Below are 24,244 nucleotides of genomic sequence, written 5' to 3'. Positions count from 1 at the left end.
ACCATGAAGACTGACATGAAAAAGACCAAAATCGTCTGCACCATCGGTCCCAAGACCGAATCCAAAGAAATGCTGGGCAAGATGCTGGATGCCGGCATGAACGTCATGCGCCTGAACTTCTCCCACGGCGACTACGCCGAACACGGTGGTCGCATCAGCAACCTGCGCGCTGTCATGGCCGAAACCGGCAAGCACGCAGCCATCCTGCTGGACACCAAGGGTCCGGAAATCCGCACCATCAAGCTCGAAGGCGGCAACGACGTCTCCCTGGTCGCCGGCCAGACCTTCACTTTCACCACCGACCAGACCGTGGTGGGCAACAAAGACAAAGTCGCCGTCACCTATGCCGGTTTTGCCAGCGACCTGCGCGTCGGCAACCGTATCCTGGTTGACGATGGCCTGATCGGCCTGGACGTCATCGAGATCACCGAACGCGAAGTGATCTGTAAAGTCCTGAACAACGGCGATCTGGGCGAGAACAAGGGCATCAACCTGCCGGGCGTCTCCATCAAGCTGCCGGCCCTGGCCGAGAAAGACAAGCGCGACCTGATCTTCGGTTGCGAGCAGGGCGTCGACTTTGTGGCCGCCTCCTTCATCCGCAAGAAGGAAGACGTGCTGGAAATCCGTGAGCACCTGAAGGCCCACGGTGGCGAGGCCATCCAGATCATCTCCAAGATCGAAAACCAGGAAGGCCTGGACAACTTCGACGAGATCCTGGCCGTGTCCGACGGCATCATGGTCGCCCGCGGCGACATGGGTGTGGAAATCCCGGTGGAAGAAGTGATCTTCGCCCAGAAGATGATCATCGAGAAGTGCAACAAGGCACGCAAAGTGGTCATCACCGCCACCCAGATGCTGGACTCCATGATCAAGAACCCGCGTCCGACCCGCGCCGAAGCCGGCGACGTGGCCAACGCCATCCTGGACGGTACCGATGCCGTCATGCTGTCCGGTGAGTCCGCCAAGGGCAAGTACCCGCTGGAAGCCGTGACCATCATGGCCACCATCTGCGAGCGTACCGACTCCGTGATGCCGTCCAACCTGTCTGCCGCCAACGACAGCAACAAGCTGCGCATCACCGAAGCGGTCTGCAAAGGCGCGGTCGAGACCTCCGAGAAGCTGGACGCCCCGCTGATCGTGGTCGCCACTGAAGGCGGCAAGTCTGCCAAGGCCATCCGCAAGTACTTCCCGAAAGCCTGGATCCTGGCCATCACCACCAACAAGAAGACCGCTGCCCAGCTGGTGCTGACCAAGGGTGTGGTGACTCACGTGGTCGACTCCATCGCCTCCACCGACGATTTCTATCGCATCGGCAAAGAAGCCGCGCTGGAAATCGGCATGGGCGTGAAGGGTGACGTGGTTGTCATGGTCTCCGGTGCCCTGGTACCGAGCGGCACCACCAACACCGCCTCCGTTCATATGCTCTGAGCATCTTCTAATCACCAAGAGCCTCCGATGTGGTACATCGGGGGTTCTGTATATCGGGGGTAATATGGTCTCCCTAGCTGTGATCTCTCTGCAGGTTGTTCACTCGGGGCATTACCGGAGAATTGGAGGCGCCAACCAAACTAATCGTCGGAGATGTGCGAGTGAACCACCATAAAAATGTCCACTTAACCGTCCTTGGTCGACAGCTTCTTGTCGGGCGCGTCCTTGAACAGGGCCTGCGTGTTGAAGAGGCGGATCACGCTGCCGAGTCACTATCCGAGCAACTGACAAGTGGCTCACTCGATATCGTAAGGAGGGACCTGATGGCTTGCTCGGTCACTCTTCTTGCCCCCATGCCATCGATGACCAGCGCCAACAGGGATTATCGAACTGCGCAAGCATCAACAAACCTATCGACCCATCAGTCATGGGATGGTGGTGGTAGCCTGTGTGAAATGTAAACCATCATGCCGCATTAATCGTGCCATCGGGCGTTTCCCACAGGTCTCACCCATCTCTCGCAGTAAGCGTAAGAACTAGCTAGGCAGGATGTGGCGGAAGCGCCATTTGGTGTTTCTGGCATGGGGTCGACCCGGCAAGAGGCGAGATATTGTTCGGTGTATTGCTGGGCCGGGATGACCGAATGCGGTTGGTCTATGGGCTGTTGATTGGTGCTTTCTACAGAGATGAGCATTGAGGACTCGTTTGGTTTTGTTTTAATTCTGCTTCAATGCATTGAAATATAACTACAAATTGAACTTCTGCAGTTTATGGTCACGAACTTCTGCATGTTGTGTTTCACATATGAAACAGCTGAACTGGCCTTACCTTGTATTTTTGCGGCCAAAGCGGATGAAGTCCTGACGGTTAAGTTACTCAAACGAACACCGTTACTATCTGTAGAAATGGTCCTCAAATTTCATCATGTCCCAATTGTGTACCACGTTCAGCAGCGTAAGAAGCATAAACCTTTATAAATCAGTTCATTAAAAAACACATATTGCAAAACGTGGAAGTAGAACGTGGGCCCGCTGGCCGGGTGCGCTGATGTGCTCATGTTGCTCGAAAGGAGTATCCGATGACGGCGGCGCCTGGCGCCTGGGTGGGGGTGCCATGCACCGCAATTGCCTGCATGGTAAACCATCGCGCTGGCAGAGCGAAGTCCGGGGCGTTCGCCTGGCGCTTTAATGGGCAGTGGGCGTTGTCCTTGAGCCTGGTCATCCCATCGGTCCGGCTCAGGGCAGGGGAAAGTGAGGGGTCAGGGTATTGAGGTCCAGCAGGGTGAAGTAGCCGCCCTCCTCGGGATACCAGCCGCCGGTGTCGATGTAGTGGACGTTGCCAAGGCGCACCGGCACCCTCACCGGAGTGTGGCCCACCACCAGGGCGGCGAGATCCGCGACCCCGTCCTCGTCCAGCCGTTCGATACGGCGCCTTGACCAGAGGCAGACGTTCTTGATGGCCCGAAGCCGTCCGCCGCTCACCCCGGCATCGAGTTGGTCCAGCAGCCCCTGCCAGGAGGAGAAGGGGCAATCGGCGTGAAGCAGCCCGACGGGTCCCTGGCTGGTCTGCACCTCGATGGCCAGTGGCAGGCTGCGGTAGTGGACGGCGAACGCCGCCTGCTTGGCAGGGGTCAGCTGCTGAAACCAGCCGCCGCCGTTTCGGATCCAGTTCTCCCGATCGCAACTCTCGTAACGGCAGACGTAGTCGTCGTGATTGCCGCAGACCGGGTGAAACCAGGGCCTGGCCAGCCAGTGGATCACCTCGCTGCACTCGGGCCCGCGATCCGCCAGATCCCCGACGCTGAAGAGACGGTCTCGGGCGGGATCAAAATCCAGGGTGTCGAGGGCCTGCTGCAACAGGGCGAAGTGGCCGTGGATGTCGCCGACGGCCAGATCGCGCCCCTGGGCGTTTTGGGGGAAGCGTCTTATCAGGGGGGAGGGTGTCATGGCGTCTCCTGCCTCTATCCCGGACGGGGATGTTTTGTCTGCCTGTACATAAGGTTACAGAAGAAAAGTGGCGAGCGGGCAGGGCCTGGTAAATCATAGGATTGCCCCCGTGAACGTGCGGCGTCACGCGCTGCCTGTGGGGGAGTCACTCCGGGAGGGCGCCTTGTCCGCCCGCTTTCGGAGCCTCTCTTTCTCCACGCTTTTTGACAGGAATCTTGAATGCGGCGTCAGCTGTTGATCTGGATAGGCCCCCTGTGCAGCCTGCTGCTGCTGGGGGCGGCCTTGACCGTCCTCTATCATTTGACCCACCTGTGGCACTGGCACGACATCCGCCAGGCCATCTGGTCACAACCCTTGCCGCAGTTGGGGGGGGCCCTGCTGCTCACCCTGCTCAGCTATGGCTGCCTCTGCTGCTACGATCTGCTGGCCCTGAAGGTGCTGGACAAGCGACTGCCCTGGCAGCAGGTGGGGATGACCTCCTTCATCGCCTACACCTTCTCCAACACCCTGGGCTTTGCGCTGCTCACCGGCTCCTCGGTACGCTACCGGCTCTACTCCTCCCTGGGGCTTGGCACCGGGGAGGTGGCCAGGGTGATCCTCTTTTGCTCCATCACCTTCTTCCTCGGTCTGCTGGGCTGGGGAGGCAGTGCCCTGCTGCTGGGGCAGGGGGCGGCCCTGCTGGTGGACTGGCCCCGCTGGGCGACCGGGTTGTTGCAACTGGCGGGGAGCCTGGCCCTGCTGACGGTGCTGGCATATCTGGTGTGGCCGGGGGCTGCCCTGGTTTGGCGCGGACACCCGCTGTTCCTGCCGCGCATCAGATACCGCCTGCTGCAACTGCTCATCGCCCTGCTTGACTGGATGGCCGCCGCCGCCGTGCTCTATGTGCTGCTGCCATCGGGCAGCGTGCCCTATCCGGTGCTGCTCAGTGCCTTCGTGCTCTCCAGTCTGCTCGGGGTGCTGGCCCATGTGCCGGGGGGCATCGGGGTCTTCGAGGCGAGCATGAGCCTGCTGCTCGCCCACTATCTGCCGGTGGACAAGCTGCTCGCCTCCCTGCTTATCTACCGCTGCGTCTACTACTTCCTGCCCTTCCTCTGTGCCCTGCTGCTGTTCGCAGGTCAGGAGCTGCTGCAACAGCGGGCCCGCCTGCACCGGCTGCAGGGGGTGATGATGGCGACCCGGGAGTTTGTGCCCGCCCTGGTGAGCATGGGTACCTTCGCGGCGGGTACCCTGCTGCTCTGCTCCGGGATGATCCCGACCATGAGGGGGCGGATCGAAGCCTTCCTGGAGGTGTTGCCCCTGCACCTGCTGGAGCTCTCCCATGTGCTCGGCAGCGTCAGCGGCGTGTTGCTGCTGTTGCTGGCCCACAGCCTCTACCGCCGTCATGACGGGGCATTCAGGATCACCCAGTGGCTGCTGGGGCTTGGCATGCTGTTCTCCCTGTTCAAGGGGTTTGACTGGGAGTCGGCCCTGCTGCTCGGGGGCTTCTTGCTCATCATCACCCCCTGCCGCCCTCTCTTTTATCGCAAGGGTTCCCTGCTTCACGCCCGGTTCACCCCTTCCTGGCTGATGTCGGTGGGGGCCGTGCTGCTGGGGGCCTTGTGGTTGCTGCTCTTCTCCTATCGCCATGTGGAGTACGACCCCTCCCTCTGGCTGCACGTCTCGGCCCACGGGCCCGGGGCCGCCTCCCGCGCCCTGCGCGCCATGGGGAGTGTCATCGGCGTGCTGGCGGTGGTCGGGGTGGCCCATCTGCTGGCCCCCTTGCGCCTGGCCGTCGGCAAGCCGGATGCCGAGGCGCTCTCCCGTGCCCATGGGCTGGTGATGCGGGCAGGAGGAGGCCACGGCTACCTGGCCCAGCTCGGGGACAAGTCCCTGCTGTTCCACCCAAGCGGCGAGGCCTTCCTTATGTACGGGGCCGAGGGCAGCAGCTGGATAGTGATGGGGGATCCCGTCGGCCAGCCCTCCCTGGTGGAGGAGCTGCTCTGGCAGTTTCGTGAGCGCTGTGACGAGCACGACGTCAGCCCGGTCTTCTACCAGGTGTCGGCCCGTTATCTGCCTGTCTATCTGGATCTCGGGCTCATCCCCTTCAAGCTGGGGGAGGAGGCCATCGTGGATCTGCCGAGCTTCGATCTCGCCGGCAGTCGCCTGCGCAACCTGCGCCAGAGTCACGCCAAGGGCAAGCGGGAAGGGCTGCGCTTCGAGGTGGTGGCCCCCGGTGAGATTGCCCCCCTGCTGCCCGAGTTGAAGGGGATCTCCGACAGCTGGCTGCACAGCAAGCAGGGCAGGGAGAAGGGCTTCTCCGTGGGCAGTTTCGATCCCGCCTACCTCACCCTCAACCCGATGGCGCTGGTGCGGCGGGAGGGGCAGATCGTCGGGTTTGCCAACCTCTGGACCAGCGACAACAAGGAGAGCCTCTCCATCGATCTGATGCGCTACAGCCTGGACACGGGGGCGGCGCCTGTCATGGATTTCCTGTTTGTCGAGCTCCTGCTGTGGGGCAAGCAGGAGGGTTATGCCAGCTTCAATCTGGGGATGGCCCCCATGTCGGGCTTCAACGACAACCCCCTCGGCGGTTACTGGGCCCGCCTTGGCAACACCCTGTTCACCCGGGGCAGCCGTTTCTACAACTTCCAGGGATTGCGGCGTTACAAGGAGAAGTTCGGCCCAAGGTGGGAGCCCCGCTACCTGCTCTGTACCGGTCATCTGGTGCTGCCCCGGACCCTGACTCATCTCGTCTCCCTCATCAGTCGCGGCCCCTTCGGGCTCATGAAAAAATAGGAGTTGGCCCATGAGAGCCATGTTGTTGCTGTTGATTTGCTGTTTCGTCTCTTCGTTCACCTTGCCGGCGGTGGCCGCCCAACCGGGCCGGGTCGGCGCGGATCTGGGGCTGGTGGAGTTGCCGGTGGCGCAAGCCTCGTCTGCCCCCATGGTGGTCTTCATGAGCGGGGATGGCGGCTGGGCGGCGCTGGACAAGGGGCTCAGCGCCCAGTTGCAGGCCCACGGCATGCCGGTGGTGGGCTGGAGCTCGCTCTCCTATTACTGGAAGAAGAAGACGCCGGAGCAGGCGACGGCGGATCTGGTGCGCATCCTCACCGAGTACCAGTCCCGTTGGGGGCGCCAGCGCTGGTTGCTGGTGGGCTTCTCCTTTGGCGCCGAGATAGTGCCCTTCGTCATCAATCGTCTGCCGCCAGCCTATCGCGACAGCCTGGCGGGGGCCGTGATGCTCTCCCCCTCGACGGCGTCGGATTTCGAGATCCACGTCAGCGACATGGTGGTGCACGACAAGGGGGGCCGCTATCCCACCCTGCCGGAGGTGACACGCATCCAGACTCTGCCGCTGCTCTGCATGCAGGGGGCGGAGGATGACTCCCAGGTCAAACTCTGTCCGCGCTTGCAGCAGCCGAACGTGACGACGGTGACCCTGCCGGGCTCCCACCACTTCGACGACAACTACAAGACCCTGTACCAGCAGATTGCCGCGCACCTGGGTCTGGCCCAATAACGGCGAGAGGCCGGGAAAACGACACAGGGCGGCCAATGGCCGCCCTGTTGCCTTGGCCCCTTGCAACTGTCCAGGGGGCCGGCATGCCGGGATCAGAGCAGATCTTCGAGCTGGTACTTCTTGAGCAGGGTGTTGAAGGTGCCGTCGGCCTTGACGCTCTCGATGGCGGCATCGAAGCGAGCCTTGAGCTTGTCATCGTTCTTGCGAAGGGCCACCGCCACCCCTTCTCCCAGGATCTTGTCCTGGGTGCCGTTGAACTGGGGACCGACGAAGGCGAACTGCTTGCCCATCTCCTTGTCGAGGAAGCCCACCTTCAACTGCACCATGTTGCCGAAGGTGTAGTCGGCGCGGCCGGACTGCAGATCCAGCATGGGGGACTGGGCGTTGACGTAGCGCTTGATCTTGGCCACCTCACCGTAGCGGGCGGTGATGAAGTTGTCCTGGGGAGTGCCCTCCTGCACCGCGATCACCTTGCCCTTGAAGTGGGCCGGATCGTCTGCAAAGTCGGCCGCCTTGTCGCTGCGCCCCACGAAGCGGTTCTGCATCATGTAGTAGACCTGGCTGAAGTCCACTTTCTGGCGCCGCTCGTCGGTGATGTTCATGGAGGACATGATGGCGTCGTACTTGCGCACTTGCAGGCCCGGCAGCAGGGCATCCCAGGGCTGGTTGATCACCTCGCACTCGGTCTTCATGGCCGCGCACAGGGCATAGGCGAGATCGACCTCGAAGCCGCCGAGCTGGCCGTTGCTGTCGACCATCTCGAAGGGGGGATAGGTGGCATCGGTGGCGATCACCAGGGGTTTGGCGGCGGCCTGGCCGGCGGTGGCCAGGGCCATCAGCATCATCAGTGTGTTGAGTTTCATGGTCAGTCCCTTGAAGTGTGGTGTCATTCCTAGCGTGCTAAAGGGTGCCGGCCTCAAGGGCCGACGGCTATCTTGCGATGGGTGAGGGCCGGCAACTGGCTGCGCACCGTGCGCTGTGCCGCCAGATCCAGGGTGGCGATGGCCATGCCCTGACCCTCCTCTACCTGGGCCAGTATCCGGCCCCAGGGATCGATGATCATGCTGTGGCCGAAGGTGCGCCGCCCACCGGGGTGGTGTCCCCCCTGGGCACTGGCGAACACGAAGGCCAGGTTCTCTACCGCACGGGCCCGCAGCAGCAGCGCCCAGTGCGCAAGCCCGGTGGTGTGGGTGAAGGCCGCGGGCAGGGCGATGAAATCGGGGGCGGGCCCCAGGCGAAACAGCTCCGGGAAGCGCAGGTCGTAACAGATCCCGATGCGCAGCACGCCCCAGGGCAGGGGATGGCTCACCACCTCCCGGCCCGGGGTCATGGTCGCGGCCTCGTCATACTGCTCCTGCCCGGTGCAAAAGCCAAACAGGTGCAGCTTGTCGTAGCGGCTTGCGAGCTGCCCTTGCGGGTCGATGAGCAGGCTGCTGTTGTGCATCTTGCCTGGCTCCTCGCTTTCAAGGGGCAGGGTGCCCGCCAGCAGCCAGAGCCCGAGCTCCCGGGCCAGCCCCTGTACCCAGGCCAGCAGGGGGTGATCGTCAACGGGGGCGGCCAGGGCCACTCGCGCCCGCTCATCGACCGGCATCAGGTAGAAATATTCGGGCAGCAGGGTCAGCTCGGCCCCCTCGGCTGCGGCCTGACGCAGCAACGCTTCGGCCTGGGCCAGGTTGTGATCAAGGTCATCCCCGGAGACCATCTGGAGGACGGCAACGCGCAATGAATCCATGGTGCCCCCTAGACGGCGCACAGGCGCTCGGCGCCCGCCAGCAGGGTGTTGTCATCCTTGGAGAAGGAGAGGCGGATGACCCGCTGATCCGTGCCGTCGTGATAGAAGGCGGAGACCGGAATGGTGGCGACCCCGTGATCGCGGATGAGCCGCTGCACGAAGAGGCTGTCCGGCTCGTCGCTTACCCGCTCGTAGCTCGCCAGCATGAAGAAGCTGCCCGCCGAGGGGAGCAGGGTCAGGCGCGAATCCGCCAGGGCCGAGGCGAGCAGGTCACGCTTGCGCTGGTAGAAGGCTGCCAGCCCCTGATAGTGGGCCGGTTGCTGCAACAGGTGGGCGAAGCCGTACTGCATGGGGGTGTCGGCGGCGAACATGGCGAACTGGTGCACCTTGCGGATCTCCTCCATCAGGGGACGGGGAGCCACGCAGTAGCCCACCCGCCAGCCGGTGACGTGGAAGGTCTTGCCGAAGGAGAAGACGGCGACGGAGCGCTCCACCAGCTCCGGATAGCGGATGACGCTCTGGTGCAGGGCGCCGTCGAACACCACGTGCTCGTACACCTCGTCCGAGAGGATCAGGATGTCGGTGCCGCGCACCAGGCGGGCGAGGCGCTCCTGATCCCCTGCCTGCCAGACGGTGCCGGTGGGGTTGTGGGGGGTGTTGAGCACTATCATGCGGGTGCGGGGGGTGATGCGGGCGGCCACCTCGTCCCAGGGAATGGCGAAATCCGGCGCCTTGAGGGCGATCACCACAGGGGTGGCTCCCTGCAACTGGATCATGGGGCGGTAGCTGTCAAACGCCGGCTCGAACATGATCACCTCGTCGCCGGGGTGAACCAGGGCGGTGATGGCGCAGAACAGGGCTTCGCTGGCGCTGGCGGTGATGGTGATCTCCTCGCCCGCGTCATAGTGATGGCCGTAGCTGGCTGCAATCTTGGCCGCCAGTTGTTCGCGCAGGGCAGGCAGCCCCGTCATGGGGGCGTACTGGTTTTCACCGGCCAGCATGGCCTCGTGGGTCACCCGGATGAGCTCGGGATCGCAGGGGAAGCTCGGCGCCCCCTGGGAGAGGTTGATGCTGGGGTGGCGGGCGGCCAGATCCCCGATCACGGTGAAGATGGTGGTGCCCACCTGGGGCAGTTTGCTGGAAACCTGGGGGATGGACATGGCGCCGTCACCTGCGTGTGTGAAAGAGGTCCCTTTTTAGCCCCCCCAAGGCTTGCCGGACAACGGATTATTCGGCATGGTATGCATGAGTTTTTCTCAAGCATGGAGGCTTGTCATGTTGTCCACCCAGCCGCGTACTCAGTTGCCTCTCTATGGCCTGCAGGTCTTCGAGTGTTCTGCCCGCCACCTGAGTTTTACCTTGGCCGCCGACGAGCTGTGCGTGAGCCAGGGGGCGGTGAGCAAGCAGATCGCCCAGTTGGAAGCGCGCCTGGGCCACCTGCTGTTCGTGCGTGGCACCCGTTGTCTCACCTTGACCCCCGCCGCCGAGCGGCTGCTGCCTTTCGTTCGTGAAGGGCTGGCCCGCATGGGGGAGGGGCTCAGCGCCTTGCAGGCCCTGCCCCACGAGCAGGCGATCAGCATCAAGGTGCCCTCCTGCGCCAGCCGCTGGCTGCTGCGGCGGTTGCAGGCGTTCGAGGGGGAGGCGGTGGAGGTGCGTGGCAGCCACAGCCATGGCATCGACTTCTCCCGGGAGCCCTTCGATCTCGCCATCGTCTACCAGCCCTGCCTGGGGCGCTATCCCCACAGCCAGCCCCTGTTTCGGGAACGGTTGACCCCGGTCTGCGCCCCGGCGTTTGCTACCAAGCACCGTCTGTTCGAGCGCGACCTGAACGAGCTGCCCCTGCTGCCCCTCATCCATGCCAGCGCCGATAGGCGGGACTGGCGCAACTGGTTTGCCGCCTTCCTCGACATCCCCTGGCAGCCCCAGGGGGGGCAGCTGTTCGATACCCTGGACTTGGCGATGAATGCCGCCTTGCAGGGGTTTGGCCTCTCTCTCGGGGATCCCACCATAGTGGCCGAGGAGCTGGAGAGCGGCGCCCTGGTCGCCCCCTTTGCTCCCGTGCTGGAGACGGATCACGAATACGCCCTGCTCGCCCGCCCCGACAGCCGGCGCCACGGGGTGCAGCGGGTCTGTCACTGGCTGCTGGAGGGGGAGGGTCATCCCTGAGGGGACGCGAAATGAAACAGCCCCGCGGGCGGGGCTGTTGTCATGGTGATGGCCGCTGGCCGATTAAAGGGTCACTGGCAGATCTTGTAGTAGACCTCGTTCCAGCGCAGTTGCTCCTTGAGCGCGGGGATGCGGGTGTGCTCGTCGATGACCACAAGCTCGATACCCAGGATGTCGGCGAAGGTGCGCAGCTGCTCGATGTCCACCGCCTGGGTGAACACCGAGTGGTGGGCGGCGCCCGCCAGGATCCAGGCCTCGGCGCTGGTCTGCAGGTCCGGCAGGGGTTTCCACAGGGCGCTCGCCACCGGGAGTTTCGGCATGGCCTCTGGCAGGTCCACCACCTCCAGCTGATTGACCACCAGACGGAAGCGGTTGCCGAGATCGATGAGGCTGGCGTTGACCGCCTTGCCCGCCGGGGCAGCGAACAGCAGGCGGGCCGGATCGGCCTTCTTGCCTATGCCTAAATGCTGGGCGTCCAGCACGGGTTTGCCTGCGGCGATGGAGGGGCAGACCTCCAGCATGTGGGCCCCCAGCACCAGGTTGTTGCCCGCCTCCAAGTGGTAGGTGTAGTCCTCCATGAAGGAGGCACCCCCCGCAAGGCCATATCCCATCACTTTCAGGGTGCGCAAGAGGGCCGCGGTCTTCCAGTCCCCTTCTGCCCCAAAACCGAAGCCTTGCTCCATCAGGCGCTGGCAGGCGAGGCCCGGCAGTTGGTGCAGACCATAGAGATCTTCGAAGGTGGTGGTGAAAGCGCCAAAGCCGCCGTCGGTGAGGAACTTCTTCATCCCCAGCTCCTGGCGCGCCGCCTCATACAGTGAGGCACGCAGCGGTCCACCCGCCTGCACCGCCTCGGTCAGGGTGTAGGTCGCCTCATATTCGGCCAGCAGCGCCTCAACGTCGCTGTCGGGCACGGCGTCGATCACCTTGACCAGATCGCCGACCGGGTGGTAGTTCACCTGATAGCCGAACTGGATCTGGGCCTCAACCTTGTCGCCCTCGGTGACCGCCACGTTGCGCATGTTGTCGCCAAAACGGGCGATCTTGAGGTGGCGGCTGTCGTGGATGGCGGCGGCGATGCGCATCCAGTTGCCAATCTTCTGTCTGGCCTCTTCATCCTGCCAGTGACCCACCACCACGGTGCGGGGCAGCCGCAGGCGGGCCCCCATGAAGCCGAACTCGCGCCCGCCGTGGGCGGTCTGGTTCAGGTTCATGAAGTCCATGTCGATCTCGCTCCAGGGGAGATCCCGGTTGAACTGGGTGTGGAACTGCAACAGGGGCTTTTGCAACTGGCTCAGCGCCGGGATCCACATCTTGGCGGGGGAGAAGGTGTGCATCCACACCATGAGCCCGGCGCAGCGCTCGTCGTGGTTGGCATCCCGGGCCACCGCGCTGATTTCATCCAGGGTGGTACCGGTGGGTTTGAGCACTATCTTGAGGGGCAGGTTCGCCCCCTCGTTGAGCTGGCTGGCGATGGTGTGGGCGTGATCGGCCACCTGCTTCAGGGTGGTTGCGCCATACAGGTGCTGGCTGCCGACCAGGAACCACACTTCCAGCTGTTTCATCAATTCCATGAGTTTGTCCTCTTTTAGGCTTTTGTCTGGCCGTAATAGGCGTGTTTGCCATGCTTGCGCTGGTAGTGCTTCTCCAGCAGGTAATCGGGCAGGGGGCGGGCCCCCGGGTTGATCTGGCCGGTGAGCCAGGCCATGCGGGCCACCTCTTCCAGCACCACGGCGTTGTGCACTGCGTCCTCGGCGCTCTTGCCCCAGCTGAAGGGGCCGTGGTTGGCCACCAGTACCCCCGGCATGGTGAGGATGGGGGTCTGCTTGAGGGTTTCGACGATGAGATGACCGGTCAGCCCCTCGTAGTCCTCCTCCACTTCGCCCGGGGTGAGCAGGCGGGAGCAGGGGATCTCGCCGTGGAAGTAGTCGGCCTGGGTGGTGCCGAAAATGGGGATGGGGCGCCCCGCCTGGGCCCAGGCGGTGGCGTGGGTGGAGTGGGTGTGCACCACGCCGCCAAGCTCCGGATAGGCGCGATAGAGCACCAGGTGGGTGGCGGTGTCGGAGGAGGGGCGCAAGGCACCCTCAACCTGCTTGCCCGCCAGATCCAGCACCACCATGTCCTCGGCCCGCATCCGCTCGTAGCTGACGCCGCTTGGCTTTATCACCACCAGATTGCGCTCTCGGTCGATGCCGCTCACGTTGCCCCAGGTGAAGGTCACCAGGCCATGGCGCGGCAGATCCAGATTGGCGGCGAGCACCTGCTCCTTGAGGGTCTTGAGGTTCATGCCGGCACCCCCCGGTTGTAGAGCGGTTCGGCGGCGGCGCCCCAGGCGAGGTAGCGCTGGTAGAGGCGTTCATACTCGGCGACCCGCTCAGGGTGTGGCTGGTGGGTGCGCTCCACGGCGCTCGCCATGTGGTGCTGGGCCTTGGCCACATCGGGATGGATCCCGGCCGCCACGGCGGCAAAGATGGCCGCCCCCAGGGCGCAGCACTGATCCGAGGCCACCACCTGGATGGGCCTGTTCATCACGTCGGCGCAGGTCTGCATCACAGTGGTGGACTTGCGGGCGATGCCGCCAAGGGCGATCACCTGCTCCACCGGCACCTGCTGATTGGTCATGCACTCCATGATGCTGCGGGCACCAAAGGCGGTGGAGGCCACCAGGGCGCCGAAGAGATCGGGGGCATCGGTGCCGAGGTTGATCCCGGTGAGGGTGCCCTGCAGGCGCTGGTTGGCATAGGGGGTGCGGCGACCGTTGAACCAGTCGAGCACCACCGGCAGGTGGGCCAGATCGCGCTGCTGCTCCCAGGCGGCGGCGAGGCTCGGCAACAGATCCCGCTTGTGGGCCTCGATGGCGGTGCGCAGCTCGGGATACTGGGCCGCGAGGCGCTCCAGGGGCCAGCCGAGCTGGCGCTGATACCAGGCATAGATGTCACCGAACGCGGATTGTCCCGCCTCCAGCCCCACCATGCCCGGCACCACGCTGCCATCTACCTGGCCGCAGATCCCGGCAATGGCGCGATCACCTATGGTGGCCTCGTCGGCGATCAGGATGTCGCAGGTGGAGGTGCCTATCACCTTCACCAGGGCATTGTTGCCGGCCCCGGCCCCCACCGCCCCCATGTGGCAGTCAAAGGCGCCGCCAGCAATCACCACCTCGCAGGAGAGGTGCAGCCGCTCCGCCCACTCCGGTGTCAGGGTGCCGACCGGGAGATCGGCGGTCCAGCTGTCGGTAAAGAGGGGGAAGTCGAGATCCTCCGTCAGCAGGGGATCCAGGGCATTGAGGAAGTCGGCGGGGGGCAGGCCGCCCCAGCTCGGGTGCCAGAGGGACTTGTGGCCGGCGGCGCAGCGCCCGCGCTTGAGGGTGGCCGGGGCCTGGGTGCCGCTCAGGATGGCGGGTACCCAGTCACACAGCTCGACCCAGTTGCAGGCGGCGGCGCGCACGGCGGCATCGGCGCGGGAGACGTGCAGGATCTTGGCCCAGAACCACTCGGAGGAGTAAATGCCGCCGATGTAGCGGCTGTAGTCGGGGAACTGGCCGCCGTGGCACAGGGCGGTGATGGCCTCCGCCTCCTCGATGGCGGTGTGATCCTTCCACAGCACGAACATGGCGTTGGGGTTGTCGGCAAACTCCGGACGCAGGGCCAGCACGCGCCCCTCTCTGTCGATGGGGGCGGGGGTGGAGCCGGTGCTGTCCACCCCGATGCCGCGCACGGCGGTGCGCTGACTCGGGGTGAGCTGGCTCACCACCGCCACCACTGCCTGCTCCATGGACTCCAGATAGTCGAGGGGGTGGTGGCGGAACTGGTTGTTGACCGGTTGGCAGTAGTGGCCAGCCTGCCAGCGCGGGTAATAGACGACATGGGTCGCCAGCTCGGCGCCGTCCTGGCAGCGCACGGCGAGTGCCCTGACCGAGTCGCTGCCGAAATCGAGTCCGATGACGATGTGCTCAGACATAAGTGCTCCTGACCATCAATGAGGGGTGACTGGTGGGAACCATAGGAGATGGGCAGGAGGGGCGGTTAGCCATTGGCTGCTGGAAATATGGATTTTAACGCTGTCAGTGCGACAGGGTGACGGCTCTCTAAAATTCAATATGTGACGAAATTGCTAATTATATAGACGAAATGGCTGCAATCTCATGGCGTGATCCTGCTCTCCATTTTTAATTGTGAAAACGATTACAACTTGGTTCGCTCAACCAGCAACAACAATAACGTCCTGTTTAAGCATGTTTTTATATGGCTGCGACTTGATTGACTCAACGAGCAGCACTGCGTGGATACATGGATTGATAGAACCGTTGGAGACATTCGCATGAACAAAATCGTTAAAGGCATGATCGCGATGGGGTTCGCCCTTGGTATGGCAAATTCTGCTTTCTCGGCCGAAGCGCTGAAGCTGGGCTACCTGGTCAAGCAGCCCGAGGAGCCCTGGTTCCAGACCGAGTGGAACTTCGCCGACAAGGCGGGCAAGGATCTGGGCTTCGAGGTGATCAAGATAGCCGTCCCCGATGGCGAGAAGACCCTCAATGCCATCGACAGTCTGGCGGCGAATGGCGCCAAGGGCTTCGTCATCTGTACCCCGGATCCCAAACTCGGTGCCGCCATCATGGCCAAGGCCAACAGCATGGATCTGAAGGTCATCACGGTGGATGACCAGTTCGTCAATGCCAAGGGCCAGCCCATGGAGCAGGTGCCGCTGGTGATGATGGCCGCCACCAAGATTGGCGAGCGTCAGGGTCAGGAGCTCTACAAGGAGATGCAAAAGCGCCAGTGGGACGTAAAGGCGACCGGTGTGCTCGCCATCACCGCTGACGAGCTCGACACCGCCCGTCGCCGGGTCGAGGGCTCCCTGGACGCGCTCAAGGCCGCCGGTTTCCCCGAGGGCCAGATCTTCCGCGCGCCCACCAAGAGCAACGACATTCCGGGGGCACTGGATGCCGCCAACTCCATGCTGGTGCAACACCCCGAGGTCAAGAACTGGCTCATCGTCGGCATGAATGACAACACAGTGCTCGGCGGCGTGCGCGCCACCGAAGGGCAGGGCTTCAAGGCGGAGAACGTCATCGGCATCGGCATCAACGGGGTGGATGCGGTGAACGAGCTCTCCAAGTCCAGCGCCACCGGCTTCCTCGGCTCCCTGCTGCCCAGCCCGGACGTACATGGCTACAAGAGCATCCAGATGCTCCATGACTGGGTCGTCAACGGCGCCGAGCCTGCCAAGTTCACCGAGGTGACCGACGTGGTGCTCATCACCCGCGACAACTTCAAGGCCGAGCTGCAAAAGAAAGGGCTGTGATCCCCGTCCCTTGATACCCATGCCGGCATGGCGGAGTGTGCCGTGCCGGCTGGCTGGAGTCATCTCATGAATCAAGTTCCATATCTGGAGTTTTGCGGCATCAGCAAGGAGTTTCCCGGCGTCAAGGCGCTGCAGAACGTCTCCTTCGCCTGCCAGCAGGGCACGGTACACGCGCTGATGGGAGAGAACGGGGCTGGCAAGTCCACCCTGCTCAAGATCCTGAGCGGTTTTCAGGCGCCCACCCGCGGGGTAGTGAAGCTGGCGGGTCAGGAGAAAGTGTTCCAAAACACGGTCGATGCCCTTGAGAGCGGGATCGCCATCATCTATCAGGAGCTGCACCTGGTCCCTGAAATGAGCGTGGCGGAGAACATCTACCTGGGGCAGTTGCCGACCCGGCGCGGTGTCATCGATCGGGAGAAGCTCTATCAGGATGCAGCCAGGCAGCTGGCACGCCTCGGGATGGACGTCTCCCCCGAGACGCCGCTCAAGTACCTGTCGCTCGGGCAGTGGCAGATGGTGGAGATCGCCAAGGCCCTGACCCGGGACGCCAGCGTCATCGCCTTCGACGAGCCGACCAGCAGCCTGTCGTCCCGCGAGATTGAGCAGCTGTTTCGGGTCATCCGCCAGTTGCGGGACGAGGGCAAGGTCATTCTCTACGTCTCCCACCGCATGGACGAGATCTTCGCCCTGTGCGATGCCATCACGGTGTTCAAGGATGGCCAGTTCGTGCGCACCTTCGCTTCCATGGCCGAGGTGGACCGGGATCTGCTGGTCAAGACCATGGTGGGGCGCGAACTGACCGACATCTATGGTTACAGCCCAAGGCCGCTTGGCGAGGCGGGCCTCAAGGTGGAGCACCTGATGGGACCCGGCCTCAAGGCGCCGGTGTCGCTCGAGGTGAAACGCGGGGAGATCCTCGGCATCTTCGGGCTGGTGGGGGCCGGGCGCAGCGAGCTGATGAAGCTTATCTTCGGCGCTGAGACACCTCGAGGGGGCGAGATATCGGTGTTTGGCAAACAGGTGGTCATTCAGAGCCCCATCGACGCCATTCGCAGCGGCATCATGCTCTGCACCGAAGACAGGAAGGCGCTCGGCATCATCCCCATCCATTCGGTGCAGGAGAACATCAACATCAGCGCCCGCCGCCACCACGCGTGGGGAGGCTTCTGGATCAACCAGAAGTGGGAAGACGAGAACGCGAGGCTGCGGATCCGCGACATGCGGGTCAAGACCCCGTCTCCCCAGCAGGCCATCATGAACCTCTCCGGCGGCAACCAGCAGAAGGCCATTCTGGGGCGCTGGCTGTCGGAAGACATGAAAGTGATCCTGCTCGATGAACCGACCCGGGGCATCGACGTCGGGGCGAAGAACGAGATTTACAACGTGATTTACGATCTGGCCAAGGTGGGCATCGCCGTGGTGGTGGTCTCGAGCGAGCTGCCGGAGGTGCTGGGCATCGCGGATCGGATCCTGGTCATGCGGGAGGGGGAGATCGCCGGAGAGCTTTCCCACGACGAGGCCAACGAGGTCAAGGCGCTCAATCTGGCCATGCCGGCCCGTTGATCTGCTGACCGCAACGAGATAGCACCCGGAATTTTCAGGAGAAATACCATGACAACAACGACCTCGGTCGGCCAAGCCGCCAACGACACCGCGGCGAGCGGTACCCGCCTGCAACTGACCCGCATCTGGGATCAGTACGGCATGCTGGTGATCTTCGCCATCCTGTTCCTGCTCGCTTGCGTGCTGGTCCCCAACTTCGCCAGCCTTATCAACATGCGGGGGCTCGGGCTTGCCGTCTCCATGTCGGGCATGGTGGCCTGCGGCATGCTGTTCTGCCTCGCCTCCGGCGAGTTCGACATGTCGGTGGGCTCCGTGGTGGCCTGCTCCGGGGTTGCCTGCGCGGTGGGCATCAACGCCACCGAGAGCATCCCCCTCGGCATTCTGGCCGGTCTCTCGGTGGGCCTTGTCTTTGGCCTCATCAACGGCATCGTCGTGGCCAAATTCAAGATCAACGCCCTCATCACCACCCTTGCCACCATGCAGATGGCGCGCGGGGTGGGCTACATCATCTCCGACGGCAAGGCGGTGGGCATCGTGGAGGAGGGCTTCTTCGAGCTTGGCAACTCCGCCCTGCTCGGCATCCCGACGCCCATCTGGCTGACGGCTGTCTGCTTCGTGCTGTTCGGGCTGCTGCTCAACAAGACCACCTTCGGGCGCAATACCCTGGCTATGGGGGGCAACGAGGAGGCGGCACGTCTGGCCGGGGTCAACGTGGTGCGCACCAAGATCATCATCTTCACCATGACCGGGCTCATCGCCTCGCTCGCCGGCATCATCCTCGCATCCCGCATGACCTCGGGTCAGCCCATGACCTCCATCGGCTTCGAGCTGGTGGTGATCTCCGCCTGCGTGCTGGGTGGGGTCTCCATGAAGGGGGGGATCGGCAAGATCTCCTACATCATCGCCGGGGTGCTGATCCTGGGGCTGATGGAGAACGCCATGAACCTGCTCAACATCTCCCCGTTTGCCCAGTACGTGGTGCGTGGCCTCATCCTGCTCGCCGCCGTGCTGTTCGACCGCTACAAGCAGGTGCGCAAAGCCCGTATCTGAGCGATGTTTTTCCTCGTCACCGGGCCGGCCTCGCGCCGGCCCGGTGTTTTCCCCGGCAAGCTGTGAGCCAGTTCAACAATTTCACAACGAACAGCTTGCGAACATAGGGGGTTCCTACGCCGGATCTCTACAATGGCCCATGTCGACTTTTTTACCGAAACCCTGTTTTCCGCCATGTCCTCGATGCAAAAAGAGAAGCCGAAACAACTCAATCCCCTGCTGCCTGGCTACGCCTTCGACGTCTTCCTGGTCTCGGGGATGACTCCCATCGAGCAGGGGAGCGCGCTGGATTTCACCATCGACAGGCCCCACGGCATGAAGGGGTTCATCGTCAATCTGACCATCAAGGGCAAGGGGCAGATCTTTCAGGGGGACAAGGCCTTCACCGTGGAACCCGGCGACCTGCTGCTCTTTCCACCAGCGGCGGTGCACCATTACGGCCGGGCGCCGGATGCCCGGGAGTGGTATCACCGCTGGGTCTATTTCCGTCCGCGGGCCTATTGGGCTGACTGGCTCAAGTGGCCCCAGGTGACGGAGCAGGTGGGGCGACTGCAACTGGCGGACAACCAGCTGCTCACCGAATTCGACGCCCTCTTCCTCGACATCGAGGAGACCCACAAGCAGCTGCGGCCCATGTCGGAGCAACTGGCCATGAACCTCTTGGAGCGGTTGCTCATCCGCTGCTACGAGGCATCGTCCCAGAATGCCTATCCAGCCATCGATCACCGGGTCCACGAGGCATGCCAGATCCTGAGCGAGTCCCTCTCGGCCGAGATCTCGGTGGAAGCGCTGGCGGAGCAGGTGTTCTTGTCCCCCTCGCGCCTCGCGCACCTGTTTCGCGAGCAGGTGGGGGTGAGCATAGTGCGCTGGCGTGAGGATCAGCGCATCATGCGGGCCAAGCTGCTGCTGCAGACCACGCCGCTGTCGGTCGCCACCATCGGCCAGCAGGTGGGCTATGACGATCAGCTCTACTTCTCGCGGGTGTTCCGAAAGCGGGTAGGGGTCAGCCCCACCGAATACCGCAAGTGCGCCACCCCGCTGTGAGCAGAGCCCAGAGATGACAAAGCCCTCATGACGAGGGCTTTTGTTATCCATGAGGGGCGGATGCGCAATCAGCCCTGACGAGCCTTGAACCTGGGATTGCTCTTGCAGATGACGAACAGCTTGCCGCGTCGACGTACGATCTGGCAATCCGGGTGACGCGACTTGGCGGATTTCAGGGAGGCGAGGACTTTCATTGTTTCTCTTTTCCTTTGCTGAAGAACTGACCGAATCGCTGGCCGAAGCGAGCGACCTGACCTTCCTTGCCGACCTGCTTCTGTTTGCCGGTATAGAAGGGGTGGGACGCGCTGGAGACATCCAGCGTCACATAGGGGTAGGTGTTGCCATCTTCCCACACTCTGGTGCGATCGGTGGCCAGCGTGGAGCCGATCAGAAAGTAGGTATTGCTGGCGAGATCGTGGAACAGAACCTTGCGGTATTCAGGGTGAATATGGGGGCGCATGATTGCCTCTGTTGTTATGTTATAACAAGGCATGAATAATGCGATGGATGAGAATCAATATCAACTGTTTTTTCCATGATGACAGCGATGGGGGAAAATCGGGGCCGTTCGGCTGCACATCGTCAGCGAGAAGGCATGGGCGGTGAGGGCCTATGTGCAGCCACCATCTTTACTTTTCAAAATTACTGTATAAAAATACAGTAAACTATCATGGAGACGTACCCTATGCGCCTGGAAATCATCATCGACAGAAAACACCAGATCCCCACCTCGACCATGGAGGCCTTGCGCCAGGAGCTGCTCAAGCAACTGGGTGAGCGCTTTCCCGATCTGCATGTGCGGGTGGCACCGGGTAGTGCCATGGCTCTGACGGTCAGTCGCGCCAGCAAGGAAGACAAGGAGCTGGCCGAAGCCATGGTTCAGGAGGTGTGGGAAAACGCCGATAGCTGGATGCCGGAAGAAGAGGCTCTGGAGGCCTGAAGATAAGCTCTCAGCAGCAAGCATCGTCGTGATCTGCCAGGCGAGGAGGAGTCTCCAGCCGGATGATGATCCCTGTACTGGCTTTGCCGAACCGCTCTTCAAAACACGCAGCCATGGGCTGCGTGTTGCGTTGATGGGGGAGGCGCATGACCATGAAGGCGAAAGGCGAAAGGCGAAAGGCGAAAGGCGAAAGGCGAAAGGCGAAAGGCGAAAGGCGAAAGGCGAAAGGCGAAAGGCGAAAGGCAAAAGGCAAAAGGCGAAAGGCGAAAGAGTCATGTTTCTGGCTGCGCTCAGAGTCCCGCCCAACGCTTGAGGCTGTCGACCTGCACCCGTTGGGTGGCCTGTGCGATGTCGCCATTGGCACGCAGTGCCTTGAGGGCCGCGGGGAGCGCCGCGCGTACCTCGTCTGACGTCATCCCCGGTTGCAATGCCGGGTGGTAGGCAAGCTTGAGCAACACGTAGTCGAGCCCGGTCAGAAAGCTGTCGATGCTGCTGTCATTGAAGATGGAGGGGAACACCTTGTCCGAGTCGTTGGGCAGCCCCATCACCTGGCTCAGCTCTTCCACTACGCAATCCAGAAAACGGCCTTTTGCCCGGCTGTAATCCACCGGAATGATGATGGTGGCACGGGTGATCTCGTAGCGAGCGTTGGTGGCGAAATTGGCCAGGCAGATCCCCTCCTTGAGGGCGATGCGCACCGACTCGTCCTGGCGCATGGTGCGCGCAGCCCAGCTCGCCATCTGTTTGTGCCGGGTCATGATGAGGGTGAGATTGGGGTTGTCGCTGACAATCTCGATGGGGTGACCGGTGATCCTGCTCAGGTGACGGGTCTGTACCTTGACGACCTCGGCCTGCAGCGGCTTGTCGCCGAATTCGTTGACGAGCTTGAGACGTACGGGGCCCGGCCAGCGGGAGAAGTGCTCCTGTTGTTCATGGCCATACTCCCGTTTCATGGCGATTTCCATGAAGCTCTGGACAAGGTAGTCATCACGCTGCCAGCGTTCGGTGGCCGACAGCGGCAGGGAGAAGAGCCAGAGCACCAGCCCCGGGAGCAACCAGTGCCCATGGCGAACGGGCTGGACAGGTGTGTGCCATGGGCGCATCTTGCCTCCTTGCAAGGGGATCAGCGGTCGGTACGCTCGATATCACGCCAGGTGAGCCAGAGCCTGAGATCGAACTCCAGTTGATGATAGTCCGGTTCCATGTGCTGGCAGAGCTGGTAGAAAGCCTTGTTGTGATCCTTCTCCTTCAGGTGGGCCAGCTCATGCACCACTATCATCTTGAGAAAGGCGGGATGGGCCTCCTTGAACAGGGCGGCGATGCGGATCTCGTTCTTGGCCTTGAGCTTGCTGCCTTGCACCCGGCTGACATAGGTGTGCAGTCCCAGAGCATCCTTGATCACGTTGATCTTGCCGTCGAAGATCACCTTGGAAAGCGGCGCCGAGCTTTTCAGGTAGCGGTTCTTCAGCTCCATGGTATAGGCGAGCAGCGCCTTGTCGCTCTGGACGAGGTGGGTTTGCGGGTAGCGTTTGGCCAGCATCTCGCCGAGTTTGCCCGCCGCAATCAACTGCTGCACCTGAGCCTTGAGTGGCTCCGGATAGCCCCCCAGATAAGTCAGCTCCGCCATGATTCTTCCCTCTGCCGCGAAAAAGAGCGCCATTGTAGTCAGGATGGGGCGCCTTGAACATGGTGGGCCCCCTCTTTATGACGGCAACGAAAAGGGGCCATCACCAGGATGGCCCCTTCTGTGTGCCTGATTAGCGGCGCCGGTACAGGCCCGGGTCCACCTCTTCATACTGACCTGCCAGATACTGGTAGAAGGCAAGGTGGGAGGGGGAGGTCGGCGTCTTGAGCTCCTGTGCCACCCGCTCCGGTTTGGCGATGATGAATTTGGGGTGTTGGCGCTGGATGTCAGCCAGCACCCGCTCGCGCACATCGTAGGGCGGGTTGACGTTGGCAAAGAACAGATAGGCGGAGGCCGGCTGGCGATCGGTCCAGAGGTAGTATTGCGGTTGGATGCCATCGACCCAGATCTTGTCGGTGGGCGCCGTCTCGGCGAGGATACGGTCGACCCTGACCTGGGCGGGGGGATTGAACGGCCTGCCCTTGAGATTGCCTTCCCAGGCGTTGTTGACCAGCAGTACCAGCATGGCCAGCGAGGCGAGCCAGGGGGTGGCGCTTCGCACGTCCCAGGCGCGCCAGAGCGGGACCAGAATGAGCACGGGCAAGGCCCACAGCAGGCTGTTGCCGAGCACCTCGCGCACCCGCTCCAGAGACCACTCCTTGGTGCTCCAGCCGTAACCGAGCTGCTGGGCCAGCAGCCAGCTGGCGGTCAGCACCACCAGGGAGATGCAAAGCAGCCCCAGGGCATCGGATCGCTGCTCGCTTCTGTCCAGCAGGCAGGCGAGCGGCAGCAGGCCAAGCTGCAGATAGAGCACGTCATAGTGATCGAACACATGGCCGGAGACCGAGTTGGCGATCAGGGTGAACAGCACCCCCAGGAGGGTGGCGCACAGCGCGGGGAGATACCACTCCTGGCGGCGCCCGAGCATCAGCACGAGGAAGGCGGGCAGCAGCATGATGAGGCCGGTACGCAGCAGACCGACGGCGCCCACCTCAGGAGAGAAGCCGTTGCCGTAGCTCCCTTCAAAGAAGATGCCGAAGGCGTAGTATTTGAACTCTGCCAGCACGTCGTGGTGCTGGAAGTAGGCATAGAGCGGGCCGCCGACGAGGGCCAGTCCAAGCAGGCTGGAAAAGAGCAGGGCAAAGGCGCAGCGCCACTGCTCGCGCAGGCACCAGTGACAGAAGAGCACCAGATACCAGGCCCCCCAGAAGGCGCCGTTGTTGGTGCGCATCCAGGCCACGATGGCGAAGGTGAGTGCGGCGACCAGAGCCGGTCCCCAGCTGAATCGCTTGTCCAGCAGCAAGGTGATGAAAGCCCACTGGGCGATGAGGGCCAGATGGAATGTCCAGTCCTCTGTCATGTTGCCGTAGTAGTAGCGAGTGCTGTAGAGCGCCAGCAGGGCCAGCATGCTGCCAAGTCGCGCCCGCACCGAGAGCCCGAGCTGCGAAAAAGCCTGCCAGCTCGCCATGAGGCCCAGCCAGCAGAGCACCCACTCCAGCAGCCAGATCCCGAAGAAGCCACCAAAGCCATAGCCCAGTGCATCGAGGGCGAAGATCATGGGACCCTTGATGTCGATCATGTCCCGATAGAGTACGCCCCCCTCGCTCCACATCTTGCCCATTACCGCAAACAGGGAGGCATCAAATCCCGGGGCCATGCCGTGGAACAGCGGATTGCGCAGACAGAACAGCAGAGCCATCAGGGCGGTGAGCAAGATGACCGACGGCCTGATCCCGGGATTGTGGCGGTGCGGGGTAAAGCGGATGGCATGATTCATGGGTGACCTGTTCCTGCGGGAAAGACTGAAAAAGCGGGCTTATCTTGCCGAGCCGGGCTGCACGATGCAATGGAAGAAGTGTAGGCACCTGAAATAATTCGTAAAAGTATCGTTTTCACGCCTCTGGCTGCATTGGCAGGCCCCATCACAAGACAGGGCAGGCGCAGTCGGGCG

21 protein-coding genes and 1 pseudogene are annotated in these 24,244 nt (G+C 62.8%); 10 read left to right on the top strand and 12 right to left on the bottom strand.

Annotated features, from left to right (window positions below; genetic code table 11):
* Window positions 1-15 precede the first annotated feature (15 nt).
* Window positions 16-1,428, top strand: coding sequence for a pyruvate kinase PykF (pykF, locus tag AB5Y93_RS13535; RefSeq protein ID WP_279986846.1), 1,413 nt, complete (start codon window positions 16-18; stop codon window positions 1,426-1,428).
* A gap of 161 nt (window positions 1,429-1,589) precedes the next feature.
* Window positions 1,590-1,854: pseudogene (locus AB5Y93_RS13530) on the top strand (leucine zipper domain-containing protein); the annotation flags it as partial.
* Between the two features lie 809 nt (window positions 1,855-2,663).
* Here the strand turns inward: AB5Y93_RS13530 and AB5Y93_RS13525 are convergent.
* Window positions 2,664-3,374, bottom strand: a complete 711-nt coding sequence (locus AB5Y93_RS13525) for a metallophosphoesterase (RefSeq protein WP_368229604.1) — start codon at window positions 3,372-3,374, stop codon at window positions 2,664-2,666.
* Between the two features lie 219 nt (window positions 3,375-3,593).
* On the opposite strand from AB5Y93_RS13525, the gene mprF reads away from it, so the two are divergent.
* Complete coding sequence (gene mprF, locus AB5Y93_RS13520) at window positions 3,594-6,149, top strand: bifunctional lysylphosphatidylglycerol flippase/synthetase MprF (RefSeq protein ID WP_368229602.1); 2,556 nt, start codon at window positions 3,594-3,596, stop codon at window positions 6,147-6,149.
* A 10-nt stretch (window positions 6,150-6,159) separates the two neighbouring features.
* Window positions 6,160-6,873: an AcvB/VirJ family lysyl-phosphatidylglycerol hydrolase gene (locus AB5Y93_RS13515; RefSeq protein ID WP_368229601.1), complete on the top strand. Its 714-nt coding sequence runs from the start codon at window positions 6,160-6,162 to the stop codon at window positions 6,871-6,873.
* A 92-nt stretch (window positions 6,874-6,965) separates the two neighbouring features.
* Here AB5Y93_RS13515 and AB5Y93_RS13510 read toward each other — a convergent pair whose 3' ends face one another.
* The 3 genes from AB5Y93_RS13510 to AB5Y93_RS13500 are packed head-to-tail and all read right to left on the bottom strand — an operon-like array spanning window position 6,966 to window position 9,765.
* Entirely contained in the window at window positions 6,966-7,736 is a 771-nt protein-coding gene (locus AB5Y93_RS13510; RefSeq protein WP_201894225.1) for an ABC transporter substrate-binding protein, read from the bottom strand.
* A 53-nt stretch (window positions 7,737-7,789) separates the two neighbouring features.
* Complete coding sequence (locus tag AB5Y93_RS13505; RefSeq protein ID WP_368229599.1) at window positions 7,790-8,605, bottom strand: carbon-nitrogen hydrolase family protein; 816 nt, start codon at window positions 8,603-8,605, stop codon at window positions 7,790-7,792.
* Between the two features lie 8 nt (window positions 8,606-8,613).
* On the bottom strand, window positions 8,614-9,765 hold the full coding sequence (locus tag AB5Y93_RS13500) for a methionine aminotransferase (protein ID WP_368229598.1): 1,152 nt from the start codon (window positions 9,763-9,765) through the stop codon (window positions 8,614-8,616).
* A gap of 115 nt (window positions 9,766-9,880) precedes the next feature.
* Here AB5Y93_RS13500 and AB5Y93_RS13495 point away from each other — a divergent pair, with 115 nt between their 5' ends.
* Complete coding sequence (locus tag AB5Y93_RS13495; RefSeq protein WP_368229597.1) at window positions 9,881-10,771, top strand: LysR family transcriptional regulator; 891 nt, start codon at window positions 9,881-9,883, stop codon at window positions 10,769-10,771.
* Window positions 10,772-10,842: 71 nt separating this feature from the next.
* On the opposite strand, the gene araA is transcribed toward AB5Y93_RS13495, so the two are convergent.
* Genes araA through AB5Y93_RS13480 form a run of 3 tightly spaced genes read right to left on the bottom strand, consistent with a single transcriptional unit; the run spans window position 10,843 to window position 14,728 of the window.
* Complete coding sequence (araA, locus tag AB5Y93_RS13490) at window positions 10,843-12,342, bottom strand: L-arabinose isomerase (RefSeq protein ID WP_368229595.1); 1,500 nt, start codon at window positions 12,340-12,342, stop codon at window positions 10,843-10,845.
* 14 nt (window positions 12,343-12,356) lie between these two features.
* On the bottom strand, window positions 12,357-13,055 hold the full coding sequence (locus AB5Y93_RS13485; protein WP_368229594.1) for an L-ribulose-5-phosphate 4-epimerase: 699 nt from the start codon (window positions 13,053-13,055) through the stop codon (window positions 12,357-12,359).
* Complete coding sequence (locus AB5Y93_RS13480; RefSeq protein ID WP_368229593.1) at window positions 13,052-14,728, bottom strand: ribulokinase; 1,677 nt, start codon at window positions 14,726-14,728, stop codon at window positions 13,052-13,054. The genes AB5Y93_RS13485 and AB5Y93_RS13480 overlap by 4 nt, the downstream gene beginning before the upstream one ends.
* A gap of 360 nt (window positions 14,729-15,088) precedes the next feature.
* Here AB5Y93_RS13480 and AB5Y93_RS13475 point away from each other — a divergent pair, with 360 nt between their 5' ends.
* The 4 genes from AB5Y93_RS13475 (at window position 15,089) to araC (ending at window position 19,729) form a co-directional block, all read left to right on the top strand.
* Window positions 15,089-16,072 carry an arabinose ABC transporter substrate-binding protein gene (locus AB5Y93_RS13475; RefSeq protein ID WP_368229592.1) on the top strand — a complete coding sequence of 328 codons (984 nt, stop codon included), beginning with the start codon at window positions 15,089-15,091 and terminating at the stop codon, window positions 16,070-16,072.
* Between the two features lie 66 nt (window positions 16,073-16,138).
* Window positions 16,139-17,635, top strand: coding sequence for an L-arabinose ABC transporter ATP-binding protein AraG (araG, locus tag AB5Y93_RS13470; RefSeq protein WP_010674476.1), 1,497 nt, complete (start codon window positions 16,139-16,141; stop codon window positions 17,633-17,635).
* A 48-nt stretch (window positions 17,636-17,683) separates the two neighbouring features.
* On the top strand, window positions 17,684-18,685 hold the full coding sequence (araH, locus tag AB5Y93_RS13465; RefSeq protein WP_010674477.1) for an L-arabinose ABC transporter permease AraH: 1,002 nt from the start codon (window positions 17,684-17,686) through the stop codon (window positions 18,683-18,685).
* A gap of 132 nt (window positions 18,686-18,817) precedes the next feature.
* On the top strand, window positions 18,818-19,729 hold the full coding sequence (gene araC / locus AB5Y93_RS13460; RefSeq protein WP_039040092.1) for an arabinose operon transcriptional regulator AraC: 912 nt from the start codon (window positions 18,818-18,820) through the stop codon (window positions 19,727-19,729).
* Between the two features lie 68 nt (window positions 19,730-19,797).
* Here araC and ykgO read toward each other — a convergent pair whose 3' ends face one another.
* Together ykgO and AB5Y93_RS13450 are read right to left on the bottom strand one after the other, a co-directional pair.
* Window positions 19,798-19,923, bottom strand: coding sequence for a type B 50S ribosomal protein L36 (gene ykgO, locus AB5Y93_RS13455; RefSeq protein WP_010674479.1), 126 nt, complete (start codon window positions 19,921-19,923; stop codon window positions 19,798-19,800).
* Window positions 19,920-20,189 carry a type B 50S ribosomal protein L31 gene (locus AB5Y93_RS13450; RefSeq protein ID WP_139737321.1) on the bottom strand — a complete coding sequence of 90 codons (270 nt, stop codon included), beginning with the start codon at window positions 20,187-20,189 and terminating at the stop codon, window positions 19,920-19,922. Before AB5Y93_RS13450 ends, ykgO begins: the two co-directional genes overlap by 4 nt.
* A gap of 225 nt (window positions 20,190-20,414) precedes the next feature.
* Here AB5Y93_RS13450 and AB5Y93_RS13445 point away from each other — a divergent pair, with 225 nt between their 5' ends.
* Entirely contained in the window at window positions 20,415-20,669 is a 255-nt protein-coding gene (locus tag AB5Y93_RS13445; protein WP_010674481.1) for a DinI family protein, read from the top strand.
* A gap of 290 nt (window positions 20,670-20,959) precedes the next feature.
* Here AB5Y93_RS13445 and AB5Y93_RS13440 read toward each other — a convergent pair whose 3' ends face one another.
* The 3 genes from AB5Y93_RS13440 to AB5Y93_RS13430 form a co-directional block, all read right to left on the bottom strand.
* Window positions 20,960-21,772 (bottom strand): DUF2927 domain-containing protein, encoded by an 813-nt coding sequence (locus AB5Y93_RS13440; protein WP_368229591.1) that lies wholly within the window; start codon window positions 21,770-21,772, stop codon window positions 20,960-20,962.
* A gap of 20 nt (window positions 21,773-21,792) precedes the next feature.
* Window positions 21,793-22,296 (bottom strand): M48 family metallopeptidase, encoded by a 504-nt coding sequence (locus tag AB5Y93_RS13435; RefSeq protein WP_049636201.1) that lies wholly within the window; start codon window positions 22,294-22,296, stop codon window positions 21,793-21,795.
* A 130-nt stretch (window positions 22,297-22,426) separates the two neighbouring features.
* Window positions 22,427-24,070, bottom strand: a complete 1,644-nt coding sequence (locus AB5Y93_RS13430; protein WP_368229589.1) for a hypothetical protein — start codon at window positions 24,068-24,070, stop codon at window positions 22,427-22,429.
* Window positions 24,071-24,244 lie beyond the last annotated feature (174 nt).

It is taken from the genome of Aeromonas sp. R10-1, assembly GCF_040908465.1.
Taxonomy (GTDB): Bacteria; Pseudomonadota; Gammaproteobacteria; order Enterobacterales; family Aeromonadaceae; genus Aeromonas; species Aeromonas caviae.
Note: the sequence above shows the minus strand (reverse complement) of the source record. Positions and strands in the feature narration are given on the sequence as shown.

What these genes read in the sequence shown, in the direction of transcription:
- AB5Y93_RS13445 (WP_010674481.1), top strand. Translation starts at nt 20,415, where the DNA reads ATGCGCCTGGAAATCATCATCGACAGAAAACACCAGATCCCCACCTCG.
- AB5Y93_RS13485 (WP_368229594.1), bottom strand. Translation starts at nt 13,055, where the DNA reads ATGAACCTCAAGACCCTCAAGGAGCAGGTGCTCGCCGCCAATCTGGAT.
- araG (WP_010674476.1), top strand. Translation starts at nt 16,139, where the DNA reads ATGAATCAAGTTCCATATCTGGAGTTTTGCGGCATCAGCAAGGAGTTT.
- AB5Y93_RS13525 (WP_368229604.1), bottom strand. Translation starts at nt 3,374, where the DNA reads ATGACACCCTCCCCCCTGATAAGACGCTTCCCCCAAAACGCCCAGGGG.
- AB5Y93_RS13515 (WP_368229601.1), top strand. Translation starts at nt 6,160, where the DNA reads ATGAGAGCCATGTTGTTGCTGTTGATTTGCTGTTTCGTCTCTTCGTTC.
- AB5Y93_RS13430 (WP_368229589.1), bottom strand. Translation starts at nt 24,070, where the DNA reads ATGAATCATGCCATCCGCTTTACCCCGCACCGCCACAATCCCGGGATC.
- AB5Y93_RS13495 (WP_368229597.1), top strand. Translation starts at nt 9,881, where the DNA reads ATGTTGTCCACCCAGCCGCGTACTCAGTTGCCTCTCTATGGCCTGCAG.
- araA (WP_368229595.1), bottom strand. Translation starts at nt 12,342, where the DNA reads ATGGAATTGATGAAACAGCTGGAAGTGTGGTTCCTGGTCGGCAGCCAG.
- ykgO (WP_010674479.1), bottom strand. Translation starts at nt 19,923, where the DNA reads ATGAAAGTCCTCGCCTCCCTGAAATCCGCCAAGTCGCGTCACCCGGAT.
- AB5Y93_RS13480 (WP_368229593.1), bottom strand. Translation starts at nt 14,728, where the DNA reads ATGTCTGAGCACATCGTCATCGGACTCGATTTCGGCAGCGACTCGGTC.
- araC (WP_039040092.1), top strand. Translation starts at nt 18,818, where the DNA reads ATGGCCCATGTCGACTTTTTTACCGAAACCCTGTTTTCCGCCATGTCC.
- AB5Y93_RS13510 (WP_201894225.1), bottom strand. Translation starts at nt 7,736, where the DNA reads ATGAAACTCAACACACTGATGATGCTGATGGCCCTGGCCACCGCCGGC.
- AB5Y93_RS13475 (WP_368229592.1), top strand. Translation starts at nt 15,089, where the DNA reads ATGAACAAAATCGTTAAAGGCATGATCGCGATGGGGTTCGCCCTTGGT.
- AB5Y93_RS13440 (WP_368229591.1), bottom strand. Translation starts at nt 21,772, where the DNA reads ATGCGCCCATGGCACACACCTGTCCAGCCCGTTCGCCATGGGCACTGG.
- AB5Y93_RS13500 (WP_368229598.1), bottom strand. Translation starts at nt 9,765, where the DNA reads ATGTCCATCCCCCAGGTTTCCAGCAAACTGCCCCAGGTGGGCACCACC.
- mprF (WP_368229602.1), top strand. Translation starts at nt 3,594, where the DNA reads ATGCGGCGTCAGCTGTTGATCTGGATAGGCCCCCTGTGCAGCCTGCTG.
- AB5Y93_RS13450 (WP_139737321.1), bottom strand. Translation starts at nt 20,189, where the DNA reads ATGCGCCCCCATATTCACCCTGAATACCGCAAGGTTCTGTTCCACGAT.
- AB5Y93_RS13435 (WP_049636201.1), bottom strand. Translation starts at nt 22,296, where the DNA reads ATGGCGGAGCTGACTTATCTGGGGGGCTATCCGGAGCCACTCAAGGCT.
- pykF (WP_279986846.1), top strand. Translation starts at nt 16, where the DNA reads ATGAAAAAGACCAAAATCGTCTGCACCATCGGTCCCAAGACCGAATCC.
- AB5Y93_RS13505 (WP_368229599.1), bottom strand. Translation starts at nt 8,605, where the DNA reads ATGGATTCATTGCGCGTTGCCGTCCTCCAGATGGTCTCCGGGGATGAC.
- araH (WP_010674477.1), top strand. Translation starts at nt 17,684, where the DNA reads ATGACAACAACGACCTCGGTCGGCCAAGCCGCCAACGACACCGCGGCG.